The sequence below is a fragment of the Empedobacter sp. GD03865 genome (assembly GCF_029840775.1).
Classification (GTDB): domain Bacteria; phylum Bacteroidota; class Bacteroidia; order Flavobacteriales; family Weeksellaceae; genus Empedobacter; species Empedobacter falsenii_B.
Window position 1 is genome coordinate 17,772 of sequence record NZ_JAOCDF010000030.1, and the last position, 20,150, is coordinate 37,921.

The window sequence follows — 20,150 nt, forward strand, 5'->3', positions numbered from 1 at the left end:
TTATTAAAAACCAATTAAAAATGAGTATAGAAAACTTTAAATTCTTTAAACCTTTAGAACCACGTTGGAGCGATTTTGATCCAATTGGTCATGTAAATAATGTATTTTATTTCGAGTATTTCCAGATCGGTAGAGCCTATTATATGATGGCTTCGAGCAAAAAATGGCAATGGACGCGACACATGTTTGTCATTGCACATATGGAAGCGAGTTACCAAAAAGAATTACGTCCAAATGCGATAGAACCTCGTATTGGTGTACGAGTTACAAAATTAGGAAATAAGAGTTTCGATTTTGAATATATTGTCACAAGTAAAAGCGAAAATGGTGAAGATGTTATTCATTGTATCGGAAAAAGTACACAAGTAATGTACGATATGGAAGAGAAAAAATCGATGGAATTGCCAGATTGGGTAAAAAATGATTTTAAGAATTACGAAGGTAATCTTTAGAAAATAATCCTAAAAAAAATACAACAGTAGTTAAGTCTTTTCATTAGATAATGATTAGATTTAACTACTTTTTCTTTTTAAACTCGTTGCGTTATGAAAAATTTGTTTTTAATGCGTCATGCAAAAAGTAAATGGAACGAAAATGTTTCAGATCAATTTCGTTCTATCACAGAGATTGGTGAATTCAAAACGAAGAAAGTAGCAAATTATATTCATCAAAATTTTGAATTGAAATTTGATCAAATATTTTCGAGCAAAGCAGTTCGAGCAAAAGAAACTTCTCTACTTGTCAAACCTATTTTATTTCCTAATCAAACCATTCATATCGAAGATGATTTGTATACTTTTTCGCATTATTTATTAGACAAATGGATTAGAAATTTGGATAATGAATTGCAAAATGTTCTTATTTTTGGACATAATCCTGCGTTTACAGATATTACCAATCAGTTGGGAAATGAAATGATTTACAATCTTTCGACTTCTGGATTTGTCTGGATACAGTTTGATTCGGATAATTGGAAATCAATAGAAAAAGGAAAAACCATAAAAATAATTTTACCTAAAGAAATTAAATGAAAAAATATATAAACCGCGAAATCAGTTGGCTTTCGTTCAATGCGCGCGTGTTGCAAGAAGCTTCTGACGAAACAGTTCCGTTGTTAGAACGAATTCGTTTTTTAGGAATTTATTCGAACAATTTAGATGAATTTTATTCGGTTCGATATTCTACAATTTTACGCTCGATACAGTTCAAAGATGTAGAAATCGTTTATCAAAATATTGTGCCAGATCAAACGGACGAAGAATTGATCGATGAAATCAATGAAATTGTGCGTCAACAGCGCGTTCAGTACGATGATTTGCATAATCAATTATTCAAAGAATTAGAGAATTACAATATTTTTGTGATTGATGATAAATCAATTCCTGAGAATTATTTAGAATTTATTTCCGAATATTTTTACAGCGAATTTATTCATACAGTTGGAGTTTTTATTTTAGATGACATCAAAAAAGCGCCACCTTTACGCGATGGGTCGTTCTATTTAGCGGTAAAAATGCAATTAAAAGATAAAATTCAATATGCACTTTTGATTGTTCCAACGCATTTATTTTCGCGTTTTATTGTGCTTCCAAAGTATGATCAAAATACCTATGTCATGTATTTGGAAGATATTATTCGTTTTCATTTGAAAGATATTTTCAAAATGTTTGATTTTGAAACAATTGAAGCTCATTCCATCAAAATTACGCGAGATAGCGAACTTGATTTTGATAATGATTTGGAACATAGTTTATTAGAAAAAGTCATTAATAGTTTAGAAAATCGTAAAAAAGGAGTTCCTGTCCGATTAGTTTATGATGCTGAAATTGCACCAGATACGTTGAAATTTTTCTTAAAAAAATTACGATTAGACGAATATGATAGTATCAACCCTGGTGGAAAATATCACAACAAACGAGATTTGATGAGCTTTCCAAGTTTTGATATTCCTAATTTAACGTATGAAAAAATAAAGCCAATTATTCAGAAAAAACCTTTTGAATATAACAGTTATTTTCAAGCTTTTACGGAAAATGAGGAAATGATGATGGCGCCTTATCATGATTATTCTTTGTTGTTAAAATTTCTTCGTGAAGCCGCAATTGATCCGAAAGTAACCAAAATAAAAATTACTATTTATCGTGTTGCAAAAGATTCGCAAGTAATGCACTCGTTGATAAACGCGGCGATGAACGGAAAAGAAGTAACAGCTGTTTTGGAACTTCGTGCGCGATTTGATGAATCCAATAATGCGATGTGGTCGAAAAAATTGCAAGAAGCTGGTGTGAATGTTATTTTTGGAGTTCCGGGACTGAAAGTACATTCAAAAATTGGTTATATCGAACGTAAACCAGAAGGAATGTTGGCACAGAAATATGTGTTTATCAGTACAGGAAATTTTCATGCAGGAACAGCAAAAATTTATACAGATTATACATATTTCACAACTAATCCGGGAATAACAAAGGATGTTGAACAGATTTTTAAATTTTTTGGAGCTAATTACTTGAACTTAACGTACAATCATTTACTGGTTTCACCTTATGGAACGCGTAAAAAAATTGTCAAGATGATTAAACGAGAAATCAAAAATCATCAAGCTGGTTTACCTGCAGAAATTAACATGAAACTGAACAGTTTAAGCGACAAACAAATCATTGATTTATTGTATAAAGCTTCTCAAAAAGGAGTAAAAGTTCGTTTGGTTGTGCGTGGAATTAATTGTTTGATTCCTGGAGTTAAAAATCTTTCCGAAAATATTGAATGTGTCAGCGTTATTGATAAATTTTTGGAACATCCACGTGTGTATTGGTTTAAGAATGCGGGCGATGACAAAGTTTATATTTCCTCGGCAGATATGATGGAACGTAATTTGGATAATCGTGTGGAAGTTGCGTGCCCGATTTACGATCATAAATTCAAAAAAATCGTTATGGATACATTTAATTTGAGTTTTGAAGATAATGTAAAAGGTCGCCAAATAACGGCTGAATCTTCTTTAGAATACAAACGAAACAATAAAAAACCAAACCGCTCTCAGTTTACGACATACGAATATTTTAAAAAATTAAACGAACAAGAAAATGAAGATTAGAAAATTAGGAGCAATAGATATTGGATCTAACGCCATGCGATTGTTGATTAATTATGTTTACGAAGAAGAAGGTCGTGCGCCAATTTTTAATAAAACCAGTATTGTGAGAATGCCAATTCGTTTGGGACACGACGTTTTTATTGATGGACAAATTTCCGAAACAAATATAAATCGTATCTGTGATGCTATGTTGTCTTATGCATTAATGATGAAGGTTTATGATGTTGAAATTTATAAAGCTTATGCAACTTCTGCCATGCGCGAAGCAAAAAATGGAAAAGATGTTGTAAAAAAAGTGATGAAAAAATCTAGAATTAACATCGAGATTATAGATGGAAAAACCGAAGCTGAATTACTTTTTAATACGGAATTAGGTGATTTTATACAAGACGAAAAAATCTATTTGTATGTAGATGTTGGTGGTGGTAGTACCGAATTAACGTTATTAAAAGATAATAAGGTTTTTACGTCAAAATCCTTTGAAGTAGGAACTGTACGTTTGTTGGAAAATAAAGTTTCACCAAATACTTTTAACGAAATGAAACAATGGATTCACGAAAACATTGGTGATGATGAAGTCGAATTAATTGGTTCTGGTGGAAATATTAACCATGTATACAAATATTCAGGCGTAAAACTGGGAATGCCTTTGAGTAGCATGTATGTAAAAAAACATTATCAAATTTTACAAACAATGACTGCGGAAGAACGTATGCAGAATTTCAATATGAAGCCCGATCGTGCTGATGTTGTGGTTTATGCATTAGAAATTTATAATAATGTGCTAAAATGGTCGCATGCAAAGAAAATTCATGTTCCGAAAATTGGACTTTCGGACGGAATTATTCGAAAAGTATATAAAGATTTAGAAAAATAAATACTTCTATTATAAGGTCAGATTAATCTGGCCTTTTATTTTGATTAAAATTTTATAAAACAAAAAAAGCTTGAACAAATGTTCAAGCTTTTCGCGGAGAGTGAGGGATTCGAACCCCCGGAGGTGTGACCCTCAACAGTTTTCAAGACTGCCGCATTCGACCACTCTGCCAACTCTCCAATAACGCAGTCTATTGCGGTATTGCGAGTGCAAATATAGAACGCTTTTTCGAATTTGCAAACCTTAATTTAAAGTTTTTTTAATACAAAAACATAGTTTATTCAGTATCAAATAAATATTTTTTAAAAAAAAAATTATACAATAACTACCAAAGCTATCTGAATAAGAAAACCAAGTGTAAAAAACAAAGCGGCAAACTTCAATAAAGTAAAGCGAAAAGTTTCATTCAAGATTAATTTATTAACCAATGGTTTCGAGATTTTTTCGTCCAAAAGCTTTTCTACTTTTTTATAGAAAATCAATAATAAAATTATAATCATTATAACAACGATAAATACAAAAAAAGAACTCATCGAATGATAAAACATCACTCCCATCGCCATTCCTAATACAGCTAATATTAATTGTGGCAACTGGTTAATTGCTTTCCGAATCATTTCTTCGGTTTTACTTAACCAATCAACTCCAAGAATTTCTGGCGCAGCCATCCAAAATGCTACAAATTGTAATATCAAACCAAGTAAAGTAAAAATTTTTATCATTCTCAAAAATTCAATTATAGTTAAAGATAAAAAAAACCGTTTAAAATAAATTAAACGGTTTTCATATTATTCTTTTCAAAAAAGATTATTCTTCCTCTTCTTCCTCTTCTTCCTCTTCTTTCATCGTATGATAAACGTTATTTACGTCCTCATCTTCGTCAAATTTCTCTAACAATTTTTCGATGTCAGCTTTTTGTTCTTCTGTTAATTCTTTTGTCGTTTGTGGAATTCTTTCAAATTCTGACGAAATAATTTCGTATCCACCTTCTTCCAACGATTTATAGATTGTTCCATAATTTTCAAAAGGTGCAATTAATACAATTCCATCTTCATCCTCAAAAATCTCCTCTACTCCAAAGTCAATCATTTCAAATTCTAATTCCTCTAAATCTAGATTTTCAGGTTTTTGAATCTTGAAATTACAGATATGATCAAACATAAATTCAACAGAACCTTGCGTTCCTAATTGTCCATTACATTTACTGAAATAAGAACGAACGTTAGCTACTGTACGATTGTTGTTATTTGTAGAAGTTTCAACTAAAACGGCAATTCCGTGAGGTCCATAACCTTCAAAAATAACTTCCTTATAGTTTTCTGTATTTTTATCAGATGCTTTTTTGATTGCGCGTTCGATATTATCTTTAGGCATATTTACAGCCTTCGCATTCTGAATTACCGCGCGAAGATGAGAATTTGAATGCGGATCAGGTCCTCCTGCTTTTACTGCCATTACGATATCCTTCCCAATTTTAGTAAACGCTTTAGACATTGCCGCCCAACGTTTCATTTTACGTCCTTTTCTAAATTCAAATGCTCTTCCCATTTATACTTGTTTTAATAGTTGCAAATTTATTCATAAAACGAAAAAAATCCAAGAACTATGTCTTGGATTTTTAAGTTGTTAATATTTTAGAATGATTATTTCAATCCGTGGTATTTCAACATTGGTTCAATTGAAGGATTTTTACCTCTAAAATTTTTGTAAATCACATTCAAATCATCCGAATTCCCTTGAGAAAATACTTTATCTCTCAAAATTTGACCATTTTTACGTGACATTCCTCCATTTTCTATTGTCCATTCGTAGGCATCATGGTCTAACATTTCTGCCCAGATATATGCAAAATATCCCGCTGCATATCCTCCACCAAAAATATGGCTAAAATAAGAAGAACGGTAACGAGGCGGAACTTGTGGTAAATTTGTTTTGTTATCAATTAAGGCTTGTTTCTCAAAATCATCTACACTTGTTATTGTTTTATCAACAGAAACAGTGTGCCAAGACAAATCTAAAGCCGCAGCAGAAAGTAATTCTGTTAAGGTATAACCTTTATTAAAGTTAGATGCTTTTTTCATTTTTTCTACCAACGCATCAGGAATCGCAGCTCCTGTCTGATAATGCTTCGCATAATTTTTTAGGATAGATGGTTCCGTTACATAATGTTCGTGAAATTGCGATGGAAACTCTACAAAATCTCTTGAAACATTTGTTCCAGATAAAGTTGGATATTTTTGATTCGCAAAGAAACCGTGCAACGCATGTCCAAATTCGTGGAAAGTTGTCACCACATCATCATACGAAATCAACGCAGGTTGACCATTTGCAGGTTTTGTGTAGTTTCCGACATTATAAATAACAGGTTTTGTTCCAAATAAGTGCGATTGCTCTACAAGATTACTCATCCAAGCTCCTCCTTGTTTAGAATCTCTTTTGAAATAATCGGTATAAAATAATCCCAATTGAGAACCATCTTCATTAAACAATTCGTAAACTTTTACATCTTCGTGCCAAGTTGGAATATCTGTACGTTTTTTGAATGAGATTCCGTACAATTCTTTCGCCATAAAGAAAATTCCATTCTCTACAACTGAATCTAAAACGAAATAAGGCTTCATTTCATTTTCGTCGATATCAAATTTCTCTTTACGAACTTTCTCAGCATAATAGTTCCAATCCGCAGCTGTTAATGTATTTGCTGGATTTTCTTTCTTTGCTAACGTTTCAAATTCTTTTGCATCTTTTTGTGCCATTGCAGTAGCGGCTGGAATCATTTGATTCAAAATCCCTTTTGCTGCTGTTGGATTTTGCGCCATTTGATCTTGCAAATTCCATTCTGCATAATTCGCAAAACCTAATAATTTAGCTTTCTCCGCACGTTTTTTAACCAAAGTTAAAATTGTAGCACGCGTATCATTTTCGTCTTTTTTCTCTGTTCTAATCCAAGCTGCATCAAATAATTTTTTTCTTGAAGCTGCATTAGTCATATTTTGCAACTCAGGTTGTTGCGTTGTATTCAATAAACTGATTAAATATGTTCCATCAGCTTGTTTGAAAGCCTCTAAATCAGCATCACTCAAACCTACTAATTCTTCTTTCGTAAAAGTAACGCCACCAGATTTTGTTCCTTTTAATAATTGATTTGAGAATTTAGTTTCCAAAGAAGCTATTTCTCCATTCAATTTTTTCAATTCGTCTTTTTGTGCAGCAGATAAATTTGCGCCAGCCAATTCAAATCGTTGATAATATACATCTAACAAACGAGATGATTCTTTATCTAAATTCAATGATTTTTTATTGTCATGTAAAGTTTTTACACGTTGAAATAATTTATCATTCAAATAAATTGCATCGCTATGAGCCGCAAATTTAGGCGACATCTCCTCCTCTACTGCTTGCAATGTTTCGTTTGTATTTGCTCCAGTCAATAATCCAAAAACATGATTAACTCGTGTTAATAATTGACCAGATTTTTCCATTTCGACTAATGTATTTTCGAAAGTTGGTGCTTCAGAATTATTAGCAATTTTATTGATTTCGACTAATTGTTCAGCCATTCCTTGCAACAAAGCAGGTTTGAAATCTTCGTTTTTAATTTTCGAAAAATCAGCCGTTTGATAAGGTAATGTACTTACTTCAAAAAAAGGATTTTTATCGTTCCACATACTATTTGTTGACTTTTCGCTACAAGAAGTGGCTAGGATTGACGATCCAACCATCATTCCGTAAAAAAGTTTTTTATTAAACATTTTTATTATTTTTAGACCTAACGAAGTTAAACTTATAATGTGAAATTTCAAAAACATTCTGTTTTTCATTCAAACGATGGAAAATATTTAGGTTAAATCTTAAAAGTTAAATAATTAATAAACCTTACCGAAAAGGTTGAATTTTCTTCGACGAAAATAATTATCTTTGAAAAAGAGTGAGGAAAAATTTCACTCTTTTTTATTACCCTAAAAATCAATCCATTTTGTATTTAGATTTAGAAGAATTAAAATATTTATTAGCCGAAAGTGTTGAAGAATTGCCGAGTTGGGAATCGCACCAAAAGCTTTCACCTCCATATCGTCAAAAATTTGATTTAGAATATGTAAAACGTACCAATCCAAGAAGTGCGTCTGTCATGATTTTATTGTATCAAAACAAAGAAGGAGAAATTGAATTTCCAGTAACCATGCGTGTTTCTTATGAAGGCGCGCATTCGCATCAGTTTTCTTTGCCAGGTGGACAATTTGAAGAACAAGATATTAGTTTTGACGAAACTGCTATTCGCGAAACTGTGGAAGAACTTGGTGTAGATTACGAAAACATTGAGATTGTAAGACAATTGAGCGAAATGTATATTCCGCCAAGCAATTTCTTGGTTTATCCTTACATCGGAATTTATCATGGAGAGCCACATTTCAATCCAGATGAGCGTGAGGTACAATACGTTGTTCCGTTAAATTTGGAAGCTTTTTTGAATGCTGATTACGAAGTTTTTGAGAGAGAATTTTCTGGTCAAGTTGTCGAAATTCCTGGTTATAACATTGGTGATGATGAATTTCTTTGGGGTGCAACGGCAATGATTTTAGAAGAATTTAAAGATTATCTAAAAATCGTATTAAATTTGTAACTTAAACAATTAAGAACTCGTGTCTCAAAAAGCAAAGAAAAAGAACGCATTTCGCGATTCATTTGGACATCTATATTTCCTAAAAAGGACGTTAATTTTCTTATTAGGATCATTTACCTATAACCGTTATAATGGTTTTAATAAACTAAAAGTTAGCGGTACAAAAAACTTGGTTCATTTACCAGCTCAAAATGTATTATTCGTTTCGAATCATCAAACTTATTTTGCTGATGTTTTCGCGATGTATCATGTATTTTGTAGTGTAAAAAATGGTTTTATTGATACCATCAAAAATCCAATTTATTTACTTAATCCTAAGATTGACTTTTATTACGTTGCCGCTGAGGAAACGATGAAAGATAATCTTTTGACAAAATTATTTGCCTACACAGGAGCGGTAACCGTAAAAAGAACGTGGCGTGCAAAAGGAGAAAATGTAAATAGAAAAGTTGATTTAAGCGAAATTAACAATATCGACATTGCGTTGCAAAGTGGTTGGGTCGTAACATTTCCGCAAGGGACTACAACTGCGTTTGCGCCTGGTCGTCGTGGAACTGCGCATCTAATCAAGAAAAATAAACCAATTGTAATTCCAGTTGTGATTGATGGTTTTCGTAGAGCTTTTGATAAAAAAGGTTTGCGCATCAAAAAACGTGGAATTAATGCGACAATGACATTCAAAGAGCCCTTGGAAATCGATTATGAAAATGATTCGAGTGATGCTATCATGAAAAAAATTATGAATGCAATTGAGCAAGCGCCAGAGTTTAATAAGGTTCGACCAATGGACGAAATTCTTGCTGAAAATAGTGAAAAATCATTGGATGATTATTTGAATGAAGATGACGAAGAGTTTGATGATTTCGAAGAAATGGGCTACGACGAAGAAAATAAAAAAGACTAAAAGAATACAACATACAAAATGAAAAAAGTTCATTTTATTGCAATTGGCGGTAGTGCTATGCACAATTTGGCGATTGCTTTGCACGAAAAAGGATATCAAGTAACAGGTTCTGATGACGCAATTTTCGAACCTTCGAAAACACGTTTGGATCAACGTGGTATTTTACCAGAAGAAATGGGTTGGTTTCCAGAAAAAATTACGTCAGATTTAGATGCTGTGATTTTGGGAATGCACGCTCACGCTGATAATCCTGAAATGTTACGTGCGCAAGAATTAGGTTTAAAAATCTATTCATATCCAGAATATTTGTACGAACAATCGAAAGATAAAACGCGTGTTGTAATTGGTGGTTCGCATGGAAAAACGACGATTACATCAATGATTCTTCACGTTTTACATTATCATAATATCGATGTTGATTATATGGTTGGTGCGCAATTGGATGGTTTTGATGTGATGGTAAAATTGACAGAAGACAACGAATTTATGATTATGGAAGGTGACGAATATTTATCATCTGCTTTAGATCGTCGTTCAAAATTCTTGTTGTATCAACCAAATATTGCGTTGATTTCAGGTATTGCTTGGGATCATATCAATGTTTTTCCAACGTTTGCAGATTACACTTCGCAATTCTCAAAATTCGTAGAATCTATCGTGAATGGAGGTGCTTTAATTTACAACGAAACGGACGAAGAGGTTGTAAAAGTTGTTGAAGAAACGGAGAAAGCAATCAAGAAATTTCCTTATCATTTACCAGAACATTTTATCGAAAATGGAATCACTTTTATCGAAACAGAAGATGGTCCAATTCCGTTAGAAGTCTTTGGTAATCATAATTTGATGAATTTAGAAGGTGCTCGTGCAATTTGTAAACAATTAGGTGTAATGGATGATGATTTCAACGAAGCAATTCAATCATTCAAAGGTGCGTCTAAACGTTTGGAATTAATTAATCGTACTTCTGATTTTGTTGCGTATAAAGATTTTGCTCATGCGCCAAGTAAAGTAACTTCGGTGACCAATGCGGTAAAAGAACAATATACAGATAAAACAGTTGTGGGATGTTTAGAAATTCATACCTATTCGTCTTTGAATCCTGAATTTTTGGTTCAATACAAAGGCGCTTTAGACAAAGCTGATATCAAAATTGTGATGTATAGCCCAGAAGCGTTAGAAATAAAACGTATGGAAATGATTTCGCCAGAAGATATCAAAAAAGCGTTTGGAGACGATTCGATTTTGGTGTTTACGAATGGTGAACAATTGCAAGATTATATTGAAAGTTTAGATAAAAAAGATAAAGTATTTTTGATGATGAGTTCAGGAAACTTCGGTGGAATAAACTTGAATGAATTATTTAAAGCATAAAAAAATCACCTTTCAAAAAAAGGTGATTTCCACTTAAATATCTATAAAATATAGAAAAAGAGAACTTAATTTTTTTTAGGTTCTCTTTTTATTTTTTGTCAAATGGTCAAAATAATTATTTGGGGTTTTTGGATTACTTCTTTTCAAATATCAGTAAACTTAGAACTATTTTAAACTTTTTCGGAACTATTAATTTTAAAAACATTATTTTAGAAAAAACAGAGGTGATATAAACTTTTAGTAATACTCTACTCACTTTTGTTAGCTTTCGCCATCAAAAAACACCTCTGTTTTTACTATAAAATTATAGTGACCCTTTTGATAGTAACAAAGATGATAAAAATCGAGATTAAAAAAAGTTTGAAAAGTAGCCTAAAGATGTCCAAAACGGAAGTTATTGTAAACTTTTTCTAAATTGAGTTGGACTAATTTTTAGATGTTTTTTGAAAAAATTTCCGAATGAATATTGGTCAGAAAAGTTTAACTCATTCGAAATTTCAGAGATTGTTTTAGTTGTTTCACTCAACAATACTTTTGATTCGCGAATCACAACAGAACTAATCAATTCTTTTGTCGTTCTAACTGTTATTGATTTGCAACATTCAGTTAAATATCGTACTGTAATATTCAATTTATCTGCATAATATTTTGCATCTCTGTTTTCTGTATAACTCTTATTTAAATCATTCAAAAAACGCTTTACAATATCATCTTTTCGCGTTCCTTTTCTTACAATAATTGTTTGTTGTTTCGAAAGTTCGCTAAACGTTGTGTAAACAATCGCATAAAATAAGTTGAATTGTAAATAGCGTACGAATTTGGTCGATTTCTCTTGCAAACGCAACTTTAACTGCAATAAAAGTTCGATTAAAGCAGAAAATTCTATTTCATTGAAATGATAATTATTGATTCTACTTTCGCCAAAAAATTGGTTGTATTCATAACCACTCAAATCGATAATCGACGTATCTAAAATCTTTTTGGTTAAGACTAAACTCAACAATTCTAAATCAGATGATTTTGAAATTATTTGGTAAGATTTATTAGGTTCAGGAAAAAAAACATCGTGTTGTTTAAGTTTAATTTCTTGGTCATTTTGAGAAATAATTAAATAACCATGTTGAATAAAAATCGTTTGAATCAAATCTTTTTTCAAACGTTTATTCTCGACAGTTTGCTGAATAAATTCCTCTTGATCAAAAACATTAAAATTCTCCATAAATCAACACAATTTTCAGTTAATTTGACACAAATTTTAATCCAATAATAGAGCAGATTAAAGTAGTTAAAAAGAAAACACGCCAAAAACTTGCTGGTTCTTTAAAAATAAAAATTCCGACCAAAACTGTTCCGACCGCTCCAATTCCCGTCCAAACTGCATAAGCCGTTCCGATTGGTAATGTTTGCGTTGCTTTTACCAACAAAACCATGCTCACCGTTAAGAAAAATAAAAAACCACCATACCATAAATACGTATCATTTCCGGTTGCTTCTTTTGCTTTTCCAAGACATGATGCGAAACCGACTTCGCACAATCCTGCGATTAGTAAAATTACCCAATTCATTTTTTACTGATTTATTTATAAAAATTAAGACTACAAAAAATTGTAGCCTTAAAATTAATTATTTATTTTTTGAATTATTTACCGAAACTATCACTAAATTCTACTTGACCTTTGATGTGTACTTCGCTCCATGTTTTAGAAACGCCATCTGCACCTTTGTGTAATTCGAAACAAGCCTGATTAAGAGCTTCCATCGCTTTTCCTGTGTTAAAATCCATCAAATCAACATCTGTTTCAATTGTAAAAACATTGTTCTCAAATGTCGATTTTACTTCGTATTCTTTAGAAGCGTTGTTCAACGTTAAATTCAAGAAAGTTTTACCATCTCTGAAATGTAATTGACCTTTGATTTCGCTTGTATTGATCATATTTCCGAACAAAATATCTTTCAATTTTTGATCACGATCAATTTGATCTGAATTTAATGTAGCAACTGTCGCTATAATATTTGCACCTTCTAAAACTTCTTGAGGCGTTTTTCCATCTTCTTTTGCGTCTTTCACCAAAACAACATCAAAACGTCCTGAAACAGCCACTTTTTCTGTTGTTTTATAAGCCGTCCACTCAACTCCAGATTTTCTAATTACACCCTCTACAATTTCCGTTGGTTCTTCCACTGTAACAGCAGATTTAGCAGGTTGTTCAACTGGTTTTTCTTCTGTTTTATTCGTACAATTCATCAGCATTACTGATGCACAGCATATAATCGCTATAGATAATTTTTTCATTTCAAACTTTTATGCTACAAAAATACAACAAGCCAAGACTAATTCACAATTGATTTTTAACATATTCTGAAAAAACTCTACTTTTGTAAGATGATAAAAAATCTTCTAAATACATGTTTGATTATCATTTGTTTGCCATTTATCTTAATTTATGAGATTTATTGTTCGGTTTACAAATACAGAAAATAAATTGGTAACTTCGCTTTCAAATTGGAAAGATGAGCGAAAGAATAATAGGAATAATAGGCGCTATACCGCAAGAAATAAACGGTGTAGTCAATTTATTAACAAACAAGCAAGAACATAAAATTGGTCGAAGAAGTTATTTTACTGGAAAATTAAACAATCAAAAAGTTGTGGTCGTTTATTCTCGTGTTGGTAAAGTTGCTGCCTCTGCTACGGTTACAACCTTAATCCTTGAATTTAACGTTTCTGAATTGATTTTTACAGGTGTTGCAGGTGGAATTCATGCTGATGTAAAAATTGGAGATATTGTGTTAGGACAAAGTTTGATTCAACATGATATGAATGCTCAACCTCTTTTTCCTACTTACGAAATCCCAATGTTAGGAAAAGCTTATTTTGAGGCTGATTCTTCTCAATTAGAAGTTGCGACAACAGCTATTTTAGAAATTTTAGAAGAGCAACATTTACATAATGTGATTTCTGAAAAAGATTTGGATAAATTTAATATTCATCAACCTCAACTACATGTTGGCTTAATAGGTTCTGGAGATTTATTTTTCTCAACTAATTCTCAGAAAGAAAAATTACAACAAAATTTACCCGAAATACTTTGTGTCGAAATGGAAGGCGCTGCAGTAGCACAAGTTTGTTACGAGTTTGATATTCCTTTTATCATCATCAGAACAATATCAGACGATGCCGACGATCATTCTACAGTAGATTTTAATAGTTTTATACAAAAAATTTCGAATGTATATTCAATAGAGATTATTAAGAACATCATCAAGTAAAAAGTCCTTTAAAAAGGGCTTTTTTTTATGATGAACACATTAATAAAAAAAATCATCAAAAGATTTGATGATTTGCTTTCCAAATATTTAAAATGGATTGTGGGGAGAGCAGGATTCGAACCTGCGAAGGTTACCCAACGGATTTACAGTCCGTCCTCGTTGGCCGCTTGAGTATCTCCCCGCCTAATAATAAAGTATTCTTCAAAAAAGAAGAGCCGATAGAGGGACTCGAACCCACGACCTGCTGATTACAAATCAGCTGCTCTAGCCAGCTGAGCTACATCGGCGATTTTTTATTTTTGTTTTAAAAGTAAAATATAAACTTTTTTGGAGCCGATAGAGGGACTCGAACCCACGACCTGCTGATTACAAATCAGCTGCTCTAGCCAGCTGAGCTACATCGGCTTTTTAGTGGGGAGAGCAGGATTCGAACCTGCGAAGGTTACCCAACGGATTTACAGTCCGTCCTCGTTGGCCGCTTGAGTATCTCCCCGACCTATATTTTTGCTGAGCCGATAGAGGGACTCGAACCCACGACCTGCTGATTACAAATCAGCTGCTCTAGCCAGCTGAGCTACATCGGCAAAAATATTATTATTTGAATATTTCAAATTGAAAACAGGAGATTCATTTCTCGAAAGAAGTGTTGTTCCTTTTTCGTGGTGCAATATTAGGGCAGTTTTTCGAATCTCGCAAATGTTTTTTCAAAAAAAAGTAGAAGTTTTTTCGAAAAAATCACTTCAATTTTGAAAATCAGAATTTTAGAATTCAAAAAAAAATTAAACTTTTTTTCAATAAAAGTAAAAAAGATAATATTCTATTTACATTAGAGTCCCTATTTTTGTGGTCAATTAATCATTAATGCATCTTATCATACAAATTTTGCAACTTTTCGGAGCAATTGCTTTGTTCATTTTTGCGATAAAACTATTAAGCGAAAATTTACAAGCATTATCTGGATCGAATTTTAAACGCACTTTAAACAAATTAACCAAAAACAATTTTTCGACAATTGTTACAGGTACTCTTTTTACAACAGCCATACAATCTTCGTCGGCTGCAAGTGTGTTTATATTGGGATTCGTAAATGCTGGATTGATTAATTTGCGAAAAGCATTTGGCTTAATATTAGGCGCAAATATCGGAACTACACTTACATTGTGGTTGGTCTATTTCGGAATGAAATTCGATTTGGTACAAATTGCATTGCCTCTTATATTGGTCGCTTTTCCATTTTATTTATCGAAAAAACGTAACCAAAGAAAAGTAGGTGGAATTTTGTTTTCGCTTTCCTTACTTTTCCTTTCGCTTTATTTCCTGAAAACTTTTTTGCCATCTATCGAAAGTCATCAGAAGTTACAAGAATTTTTTCAGCACTTATCACATTATGGCTTTTTGACTAATTTGTTATTTATTCTATTCGGAATATTATTAACGGTTTTAGTCCACTTTTCATCTGCATCTATTACGATTGCAATATTATTAGCGAGCAAAGGTTTACCTATCGAATTAGCTGCAATGATCGTTTTGGGAGCAAATATAGGAACAACTTTTACAGCGCATTTAGTTGCCGCAATTGGAGATAAATACACAAAAGTTGTCGCAGCATTTCATACATTTTTCAATATTGTAATTGCGTTTATTTTTATGTTAATTGCAAATTTTGTTTTAAAATTTATTGGAACAACAATTTCATCAAATATCGCTGTTCAACTGATTACTTTTGATACTATTAGTAATTTCGTCGGGGTCATTTTGTTTACGCCTTTTATCAATAAAATAGCTTTCTATTGTCAGAAAAAATATTTCTCTGTAAAATCAGCAGACAATAAATTAGAATTTTATGCAATTCCATTCGGAACAAATTCTGACCTATATAAAAATGAAGCCAACAAAAAACTTCTGAAACTCGCTTCTACAACGAAACAAACGATTTATACGCTTGGGCGAATGATTACTGAAAGTGATGAAGAAAAGATTTTGGTTTTTCGTGAACGAATTTTGGAACTGGAAAAAGAAGGTGATCAATTGGAGAGAGAAGTCAATGAATTTTTGAATGAAATTGCTGATTTAGATTTACCAAACGAAAATACAATTGCGATTCATCAACTAATTACACTTTGTCATCATCTGGAAAGTGTGGGCGATATTGCGATTAAGATTTCTTCTATTCATCGTCGTCGTAGAATGACAAATAGTTATTTTACACCAAAAATGAGAACCTATTTGGTCGAATTTCAAAACAATTTAGATCAAACAACACGTATTTTAAATCAAAATTTGAACGAAACACAAGAAGAAGTTTCTATTAAACAAGCGGAGTTTATCGAAAAAACGATTAATACAATTTACAAAGATGCCGAAGCCAATTTGATGAAGACAATCGAAAAAGAGAAGCTTTTGACTACAAGTGCGCTTTTCTACAAAGATTTAATTCAGAATTACGAAATTCTTGGTGATCATCTATACAAAGCTAATGCAACAATTGTTAAGCTAAAAAATCAGTAGATTTTTGTAAGTTTAAAGAAATTATCTAAATATGAATATAATTTCTAAAATTTTATCAATTATTCTAATTATTATTTTCTCTACATTAATTGCTATTCTTTTTGGAATTTGTCATAATCAAATATCTTTTTCAATCTCTAATGAATTATTTGAAAAATATTTTTTCTTTCAATTTGGAACTTCAGAATGGAATATTACTAATCCGAGAATAAACGCAGCTATTGTTGGATTTTTAGGTACTTATTGGTTAGGTTTTTATTTTGGTTTAATATATTCTGTAATATTTTTATTTTTAAAAACATCTAATAATTTAAAATATATCTTTAATTCAATAGTTATAAATTTCACTTTTGCTTTAATTGGAAGTCTTTTAGGGTATTTTATTGCAATCCTATTTTTTGATCTAGAAAATGTGCCTTTTAAAGTTGAAATAGATATTATTAATATTAAAAATTATATTAATGCTATGTTTATGCATTCAGGTGCCTATTATGGTTCTTATTTCGGAATGGCTATTTCAATAATCTATTTAATTTATAAAAATCAAAAGAATAATTAATTTTTCGCACACTTCTACTCTATTTTGTAATTTTGCAAAATGTTTGATTCAAAGCAAATTTTTTCTATTCAATCCGAAGAAGATTTCCAAAACGTTGCATTGGAAGTTTTCCGTTATCAAGCGCAAGAAAATGAAGTCTACAAAAACTTCTTAAATTTCTTGAACGTTGATTATTCTACTGTAAAACACACCAACGAAATTCCTTTTTTACCGATCCAGTTTTTTAAGAAATTTGAATTGATTTCGGGAAATCGTGAAGTGGAAAAGATTTTTACAAGTTCTGGAACAACTGGAATGTCGACAAGTAAGCATTTGGTTACGGATTTGGCGTTGTATCATTACAGTTTAGAAAAATGTTTCGAACAATTTTATGGTCCACTTTCCGATTACACTATTTTCGCACTTTTGCCTTCGTATTTGGAACGTACAGGTTCGTCTTTAATTGATATGGTGGAGTATTGGATTGAGAAATCTGGTAGCGATAAAAGTGGTTTCTATTTGTATAATCACGATGAATTGTACGAAAATCTTATCGCCCACGAAAAAACGGGTAAAAAAGCAATTTTGATTGGTGTTTCGTTTGCTTTATTAGATTTTGTCGAAAATTATAAAATGAATTTGCAACATACAATTGTCATGGAAACTGGAGGAATGAAAGGTCGCAAGAAAGAAATTACGCGCGAAGAATTGCATTCAATTTTGAAAAATGGTTTCGGAACAAATGAAATTCATTCGGAATATGGAATGACGGAATTGCTTTCGCAAGGTTATTCTCGAGGAGATTTAACGTTTAAATCGCCAAATTGGATGCGAATTTTGATCAGAGAAACCGAAGATCCTTTCCAGTATGTTGAAGAAGGAAAAACAGGTGGCGTAAATGTGATTGATTTGGCAAATTACAATTCGATTAGTTTTATTGCAACTGATGATTTAGGTAAAAAAATATCTCACAATCAATTTGAAATCTTAGGACGTTTCGATCATTCGGATGTGCGAGGTTGTAATTTGATGGTAATTGAATAATAAACAAAATCCCGCACTGAAAAATTCAGTGCGGGATTTTGGTTTATTTCTTTTTCATTAAAACTTCTTTCAGAGATTCTGTTTTTATTTTCTCAAAAAACTGTTTCAATTCATTGTATTTATCCGCTTCATAAACACCTTCTGGTAATAAAAATTGAATCGCTAACGTGAATTGTCCATCTTTTACTTTAGCTTCTTGATAATATTCTAAACCAAGCTCAGTTTTGTGATGCGCTTTGTATTTTTCATCAATTATCATTTCGTAACCATCTGGAATTTTAGATTTCACCTGAATATTAAACAAATAGGGATAGTTAAATTCTATTTTACGTTGACGATTGATATCTTCAAAAGTATATTGTTTTAAAAATTCGCGTAAAGGATTAATAAATGTATAAAATGGAGCATTCGGAATTACAGTTTTTGCTTTATAGTTTTTAACGTAAGAATCCGTTTCAAAAACTGTTTTATCATTAATTTCTTCGTCCAAACGTATATCTAAAGATTCAGTCAAATATCTATTCAAAACATTTTTTTCATCTACATCATCATCATAAAAGTAACCATTGAATTTGTCTTTACGATAGAGAACTAAATTTCCATTACTCATAAAATCATACTTTAATGATGATTCGTAATAGGACAATTTTTGATTCAACTTTACAAAAAAAGCTTCACCTTTTTTGATGACAATTCCATGATAATTAAACACATCTAAAGGTCCAAATTCGATTTGCTCTTTGTTTAATTTTGAAGCATCTAAAATAATATTTGAAGCGCCATTATTCAATTTCACAACCGTTAAAACAGAATTGAATTGATTGACAATTGGATAAGAAAACAAAATTTGTCCATGATGACGACTACTAAACATAACCATCGAAGTTTCGAAACCTTTGGCTGTTAAAATTTCATTCAATAAAAGATTCATATCTGCCGTAGAACCAGACTTTTCTTTCAATAAAGTTTTGTTTGAACGCGTTGGAATAATTCCATAAAATCTGTTCCATTTTACATTTGAATCAATATATTCAATCACATTTTTCAAGGTTTCGACCTCATCTTTTCCATTCGGAATATTTTGCGCTACATCTCTGATTGCAGAAGGATTTCGATACAAATCATATTGTGCATTTATATCTTGAATCAAATCTCTCCACGCGCTCATCGTAGTTTTCTTTGCTCCATCTGTATGATAAGTAGCAGCCTGAATTTTGATACGTTCACTTTGATCTTCAGGATTATAAACGTATTTTAATTGATTATAACTTTGGATATTATGTAATAACCATTCTGTTGAACTTGATTTGCCTTTATACTTTGTATTCAAACCATCACCAATTGTAATAATCGAATAGGTACCATAAGCTTGATTATTTAATCGAAACTTGCTCGAAAGCGTTGGTATATCGTGTTGAAAATTCCACGCATCAATAGAAAAATTGTGTTCGCTACTTTTGATATAAGTATATTCGATAATAGAGCCAACTTTTACGTTTGGAAAAGTGAAACGTTTTGCAGCATACAATTCATTTAGAGAAACATCAAAAATTTCTTTCTCATCAATCGGAGTCATTTGCTCTACTCCATTTACAATATTAATTGTACTTCCCTTGATTCCACTTATAGATTCATTTCTATTCTTGCTGTAATAATTCAGTTGTATATTTGCTTCATCAAGTCCTTTATCAGTCAGTATTTTGATTCTTCGTTTTACAGTCAAATAATAATTAGACGAAGTTAAATCCATTTTTCCTTCTTCCGAAAGAATAACAGCATCTGCATTTTTCTCGAAAGGAACTTGAGTTAAGTTAATTTCTTGTTCCGAAATTTTTCCGAATTTTAAATCTTTCGATTGCGCATTTGTATATAATGCAATAAATAAAAAGAGTAAAGTAATTTTTAATTTCATTTCAATTTGTA

18 protein-coding genes and 6 tRNA genes are annotated in these 20,150 nt (G+C 31.6%); 11 read left to right on the forward strand and 13 right to left on the reverse strand.

Annotation, left to right across the window (positions count from 1 at the left end; translation table 11 throughout):
- The first annotated feature begins 20 nt into the window (after positions 1 to 20).
- The 4 genes from N5D46_RS11285 to N5D46_RS11300 all read left to right on the forward strand — a co-directional run bounded on the left by N5D46_RS11285 (position 21) and on the right by N5D46_RS11300 (position 3,971).
- Positions 21 to 452 (forward strand): thioesterase family protein, encoded by a 432-nt coding sequence (locus N5D46_RS11285; protein WP_052217929.1) that lies wholly within the window; start codon positions 21 to 23, stop codon positions 450 to 452.
- A 93-nt stretch (positions 453 to 545) separates the two neighbouring features.
- Entirely contained in the window at positions 546 to 1,031 is a 486-nt protein-coding gene (locus N5D46_RS11290) for a histidine phosphatase family protein (RefSeq protein ID WP_280050003.1), read from the forward strand.
- The gene (gene ppk1, locus N5D46_RS11295) at positions 1,028 to 3,094 is read left to right on the forward strand and encodes a polyphosphate kinase 1 (RefSeq protein ID WP_114999774.1); all 2,067 of its coding nucleotides are present in this window, start codon (positions 1,028 to 1,030) and stop codon (positions 3,092 to 3,094) included. The genes N5D46_RS11290 and ppk1 overlap by 4 nt, the downstream gene beginning before the upstream one ends.
- On the forward strand, positions 3,084 to 3,971 hold the full coding sequence (locus N5D46_RS11300) for an exopolyphosphatase (RefSeq protein ID WP_280050004.1): 888 nt from the start codon (positions 3,084 to 3,086) through the stop codon (positions 3,969 to 3,971). The genes ppk1 and N5D46_RS11300 overlap by 11 nt, the downstream gene beginning before the upstream one ends.
- A gap of 94 nt (positions 3,972 to 4,065) precedes the next feature.
- On the opposite strand, the gene N5D46_RS11305 is transcribed toward N5D46_RS11300, so the two are convergent.
- The 4 genes from N5D46_RS11305 to N5D46_RS11320 all read right to left on the reverse strand — a co-directional run bounded on the left by N5D46_RS11305 (position 4,066) and on the right by N5D46_RS11320 (position 7,723).
- Positions 4,066 to 4,150, reverse strand: a tRNA-Ser gene (locus tag N5D46_RS11305).
- A 135-nt stretch (positions 4,151 to 4,285) separates the two neighbouring features.
- Positions 4,286 to 4,693 carry a hypothetical protein gene (locus tag N5D46_RS11310; protein ID WP_115001314.1) on the reverse strand — a complete coding sequence of 136 codons (408 nt, stop codon included), beginning with the start codon at positions 4,691 to 4,693 and terminating at the stop codon, positions 4,286 to 4,288.
- Between the two features lie 85 nt (positions 4,694 to 4,778).
- Complete coding sequence (locus N5D46_RS11315) at positions 4,779 to 5,519, reverse strand: YebC/PmpR family DNA-binding transcriptional regulator (protein ID WP_115001315.1); 741 nt, start codon at positions 5,517 to 5,519, stop codon at positions 4,779 to 4,781.
- Positions 5,520 to 5,614: 95 nt separating this feature from the next.
- On the reverse strand, positions 5,615 to 7,723 hold the full coding sequence (locus N5D46_RS11320; RefSeq protein ID WP_280050006.1) for a M3 family metallopeptidase: 2,109 nt from the start codon (positions 7,721 to 7,723) through the stop codon (positions 5,615 to 5,617).
- A 224-nt stretch (positions 7,724 to 7,947) separates the two neighbouring features.
- Between N5D46_RS11320 and N5D46_RS11325 the strand changes: the two genes are divergently transcribed.
- From N5D46_RS11325 to N5D46_RS11335, 3 genes are read left to right on the forward strand one after another with little or no spacing between them, the layout of a single operon-like run.
- Positions 7,948 to 8,592: a CoA pyrophosphatase gene (locus N5D46_RS11325; protein WP_280050007.1), complete on the forward strand. Its 645-nt coding sequence runs from the start codon at positions 7,948 to 7,950 to the stop codon at positions 8,590 to 8,592.
- Positions 8,593 to 8,611: 19 nt separating this feature from the next.
- Positions 8,612 to 9,496 carry a lysophospholipid acyltransferase family protein gene (locus N5D46_RS11330; RefSeq protein ID WP_038334575.1) on the forward strand — a complete coding sequence of 295 codons (885 nt, stop codon included), beginning with the start codon at positions 8,612 to 8,614 and terminating at the stop codon, positions 9,494 to 9,496.
- Between the two features lie 18 nt (positions 9,497 to 9,514).
- Positions 9,515 to 10,867: a Mur ligase family protein gene (locus N5D46_RS11335; RefSeq protein WP_280050008.1), complete on the forward strand. Its 1,353-nt coding sequence runs from the start codon at positions 9,515 to 9,517 to the stop codon at positions 10,865 to 10,867.
- Between the two features lie 394 nt (positions 10,868 to 11,261).
- Here the strand turns inward: N5D46_RS11335 and N5D46_RS11340 are convergent, their stop codons facing one another.
- The 3 genes from N5D46_RS11340 to N5D46_RS11350 all read right to left on the reverse strand — a co-directional run bounded on the left by N5D46_RS11340 (position 11,262) and on the right by N5D46_RS11350 (position 13,160).
- Entirely contained in the window at positions 11,262 to 12,086 is an 825-nt protein-coding gene (locus tag N5D46_RS11340; RefSeq protein WP_280050009.1) for a helix-turn-helix domain-containing protein, read from the reverse strand.
- Between the two features lie 19 nt (positions 12,087 to 12,105).
- Positions 12,106 to 12,432, reverse strand: coding sequence for a multidrug efflux SMR transporter (locus tag N5D46_RS11345; protein ID WP_038334569.1), 327 nt, complete (start codon positions 12,430 to 12,432; stop codon positions 12,106 to 12,108).
- A 74-nt stretch (positions 12,433 to 12,506) separates the two neighbouring features.
- Complete coding sequence (locus N5D46_RS11350; protein WP_115001325.1) at positions 12,507 to 13,160, reverse strand: YceI family protein; 654 nt, start codon at positions 13,158 to 13,160, stop codon at positions 12,507 to 12,509.
- Positions 13,161 to 13,378: 218 nt separating this feature from the next.
- On the opposite strand from N5D46_RS11350, the gene N5D46_RS11355 reads away from it, so the two are divergent.
- Entirely contained in the window at positions 13,379 to 14,137 is a 759-nt protein-coding gene (locus N5D46_RS11355) for a 5'-methylthioadenosine/adenosylhomocysteine nucleosidase (protein ID WP_280050010.1), read from the forward strand.
- 100 nt (positions 14,138 to 14,237) lie between these two features.
- Here the strand turns inward: N5D46_RS11355 and N5D46_RS11360 are convergent.
- The 5 genes from N5D46_RS11360 to N5D46_RS11380 all read right to left on the reverse strand — a co-directional run bounded on the left by N5D46_RS11360 (position 14,238) and on the right by N5D46_RS11380 (position 14,721).
- Positions 14,238 to 14,318 (reverse strand) — tRNA-Tyr (locus N5D46_RS11360).
- Positions 14,319 to 14,350: 32 nt separating this feature from the next.
- A tRNA-Thr gene (locus tag N5D46_RS11365) sits at positions 14,351 to 14,424 on the reverse strand.
- A gap of 41 nt (positions 14,425 to 14,465) precedes the next feature.
- Positions 14,466 to 14,542, reverse strand: a tRNA-Thr gene (locus N5D46_RS11370).
- Between the two features lie 7 nt (positions 14,543 to 14,549).
- Positions 14,550 to 14,630: transfer RNA gene (locus tag N5D46_RS11375), tRNA-Tyr, on the reverse strand.
- 17 nt (positions 14,631 to 14,647) lie between these two features.
- Positions 14,648 to 14,721 (reverse strand) — tRNA-Thr (locus tag N5D46_RS11380).
- 277 nt (positions 14,722 to 14,998) lie between these two features.
- Between N5D46_RS11380 and N5D46_RS11385 the strand changes: the two genes are divergently transcribed.
- Genes N5D46_RS11385 through N5D46_RS11395 form a run of 3 tightly spaced genes read left to right on the forward strand, consistent with a single transcriptional unit; the run spans position 14,999 to position 18,227 of the window.
- Positions 14,999 to 16,645 (forward strand): Na/Pi symporter, encoded by a 1,647-nt coding sequence (locus tag N5D46_RS11385; protein ID WP_280050011.1) that lies wholly within the window; start codon positions 14,999 to 15,001, stop codon positions 16,643 to 16,645.
- A gap of 31 nt (positions 16,646 to 16,676) precedes the next feature.
- Positions 16,677 to 17,204, forward strand: a complete 528-nt coding sequence (locus N5D46_RS11390) for a hypothetical protein (RefSeq protein WP_280050012.1) — start codon at positions 16,677 to 16,679, stop codon at positions 17,202 to 17,204.
- A 39-nt stretch (positions 17,205 to 17,243) separates the two neighbouring features.
- Entirely contained in the window at positions 17,244 to 18,227 is a 984-nt protein-coding gene (locus N5D46_RS11395; protein ID WP_280050013.1) for an acyl transferase, read from the forward strand.
- A 43-nt stretch (positions 18,228 to 18,270) separates the two neighbouring features.
- On the opposite strand, the gene N5D46_RS11400 is transcribed toward N5D46_RS11395, so the two are convergent.
- Positions 18,271 to 20,139, reverse strand: coding sequence for a DUF3857 domain-containing protein (locus N5D46_RS11400; RefSeq protein ID WP_280050014.1), 1,869 nt, complete (start codon positions 20,137 to 20,139; stop codon positions 18,271 to 18,273).
- Between the last annotated feature and the right edge of the window lie 11 nt (positions 20,140 to 20,150).

What these genes read in the sequence shown, in the direction of transcription:
- N5D46_RS11335 (WP_280050008.1), top strand. Translation starts at nt 9,515, where the DNA reads ATGAAAAAAGTTCATTTTATTGCAATTGGCGGTAGTGCTATGCACAAT.
- N5D46_RS11390 (WP_280050012.1), top strand. Translation starts at nt 16,677, where the DNA reads ATGAATATAATTTCTAAAATTTTATCAATTATTCTAATTATTATTTTC.
- N5D46_RS11395 (WP_280050013.1), top strand. Translation starts at nt 17,244, where the DNA reads ATGTTTGATTCAAAGCAAATTTTTTCTATTCAATCCGAAGAAGATTTC.
- N5D46_RS11290 (WP_280050003.1), top strand. Translation starts at nt 546, where the DNA reads ATGAAAAATTTGTTTTTAATGCGTCATGCAAAAAGTAAATGGAACGAA.
- N5D46_RS11350 (WP_115001325.1), bottom strand. Translation starts at nt 13,160, where the DNA reads ATGAAAAAATTATCTATAGCGATTATATGCTGTGCATCAGTAATGCTG.
- N5D46_RS11345 (WP_038334569.1), bottom strand. Translation starts at nt 12,432, where the DNA reads ATGAATTGGGTAATTTTACTAATCGCAGGATTGTGCGAAGTCGGTTTC.
- N5D46_RS11385 (WP_280050011.1), top strand. Translation starts at nt 14,999, where the DNA reads ATGCATCTTATCATACAAATTTTGCAACTTTTCGGAGCAATTGCTTTG.
- N5D46_RS11320 (WP_280050006.1), bottom strand. Translation starts at nt 7,723, where the DNA reads ATGTTTAATAAAAAACTTTTTTACGGAATGATGGTTGGATCGTCAATC.
- N5D46_RS11400 (WP_280050014.1), bottom strand. Translation starts at nt 20,139, where the DNA reads ATGAAATTAAAAATTACTTTACTCTTTTTATTTATTGCATTATATACA.
- N5D46_RS11340 (WP_280050009.1), bottom strand. Translation starts at nt 12,086, where the DNA reads ATGGAGAATTTTAATGTTTTTGATCAAGAGGAATTTATTCAGCAAACT.
- N5D46_RS11300 (WP_280050004.1), top strand. Translation starts at nt 3,084, where the DNA reads ATGAAGATTAGAAAATTAGGAGCAATAGATATTGGATCTAACGCCATG.
- ppk1 (WP_114999774.1), top strand. Translation starts at nt 1,028, where the DNA reads ATGAAAAAATATATAAACCGCGAAATCAGTTGGCTTTCGTTCAATGCG.
- N5D46_RS11310 (WP_115001314.1), bottom strand. Translation starts at nt 4,693, where the DNA reads ATGATAAAAATTTTTACTTTACTTGGTTTGATATTACAATTTGTAGCA.
- N5D46_RS11315 (WP_115001315.1), bottom strand. Translation starts at nt 5,519, where the DNA reads ATGGGAAGAGCATTTGAATTTAGAAAAGGACGTAAAATGAAACGTTGG.
- N5D46_RS11355 (WP_280050010.1), top strand. Translation starts at nt 13,379, where the DNA reads ATGAGCGAAAGAATAATAGGAATAATAGGCGCTATACCGCAAGAAATA.
- N5D46_RS11285 (WP_052217929.1), top strand. Translation starts at nt 21, where the DNA reads ATGAGTATAGAAAACTTTAAATTCTTTAAACCTTTAGAACCACGTTGG.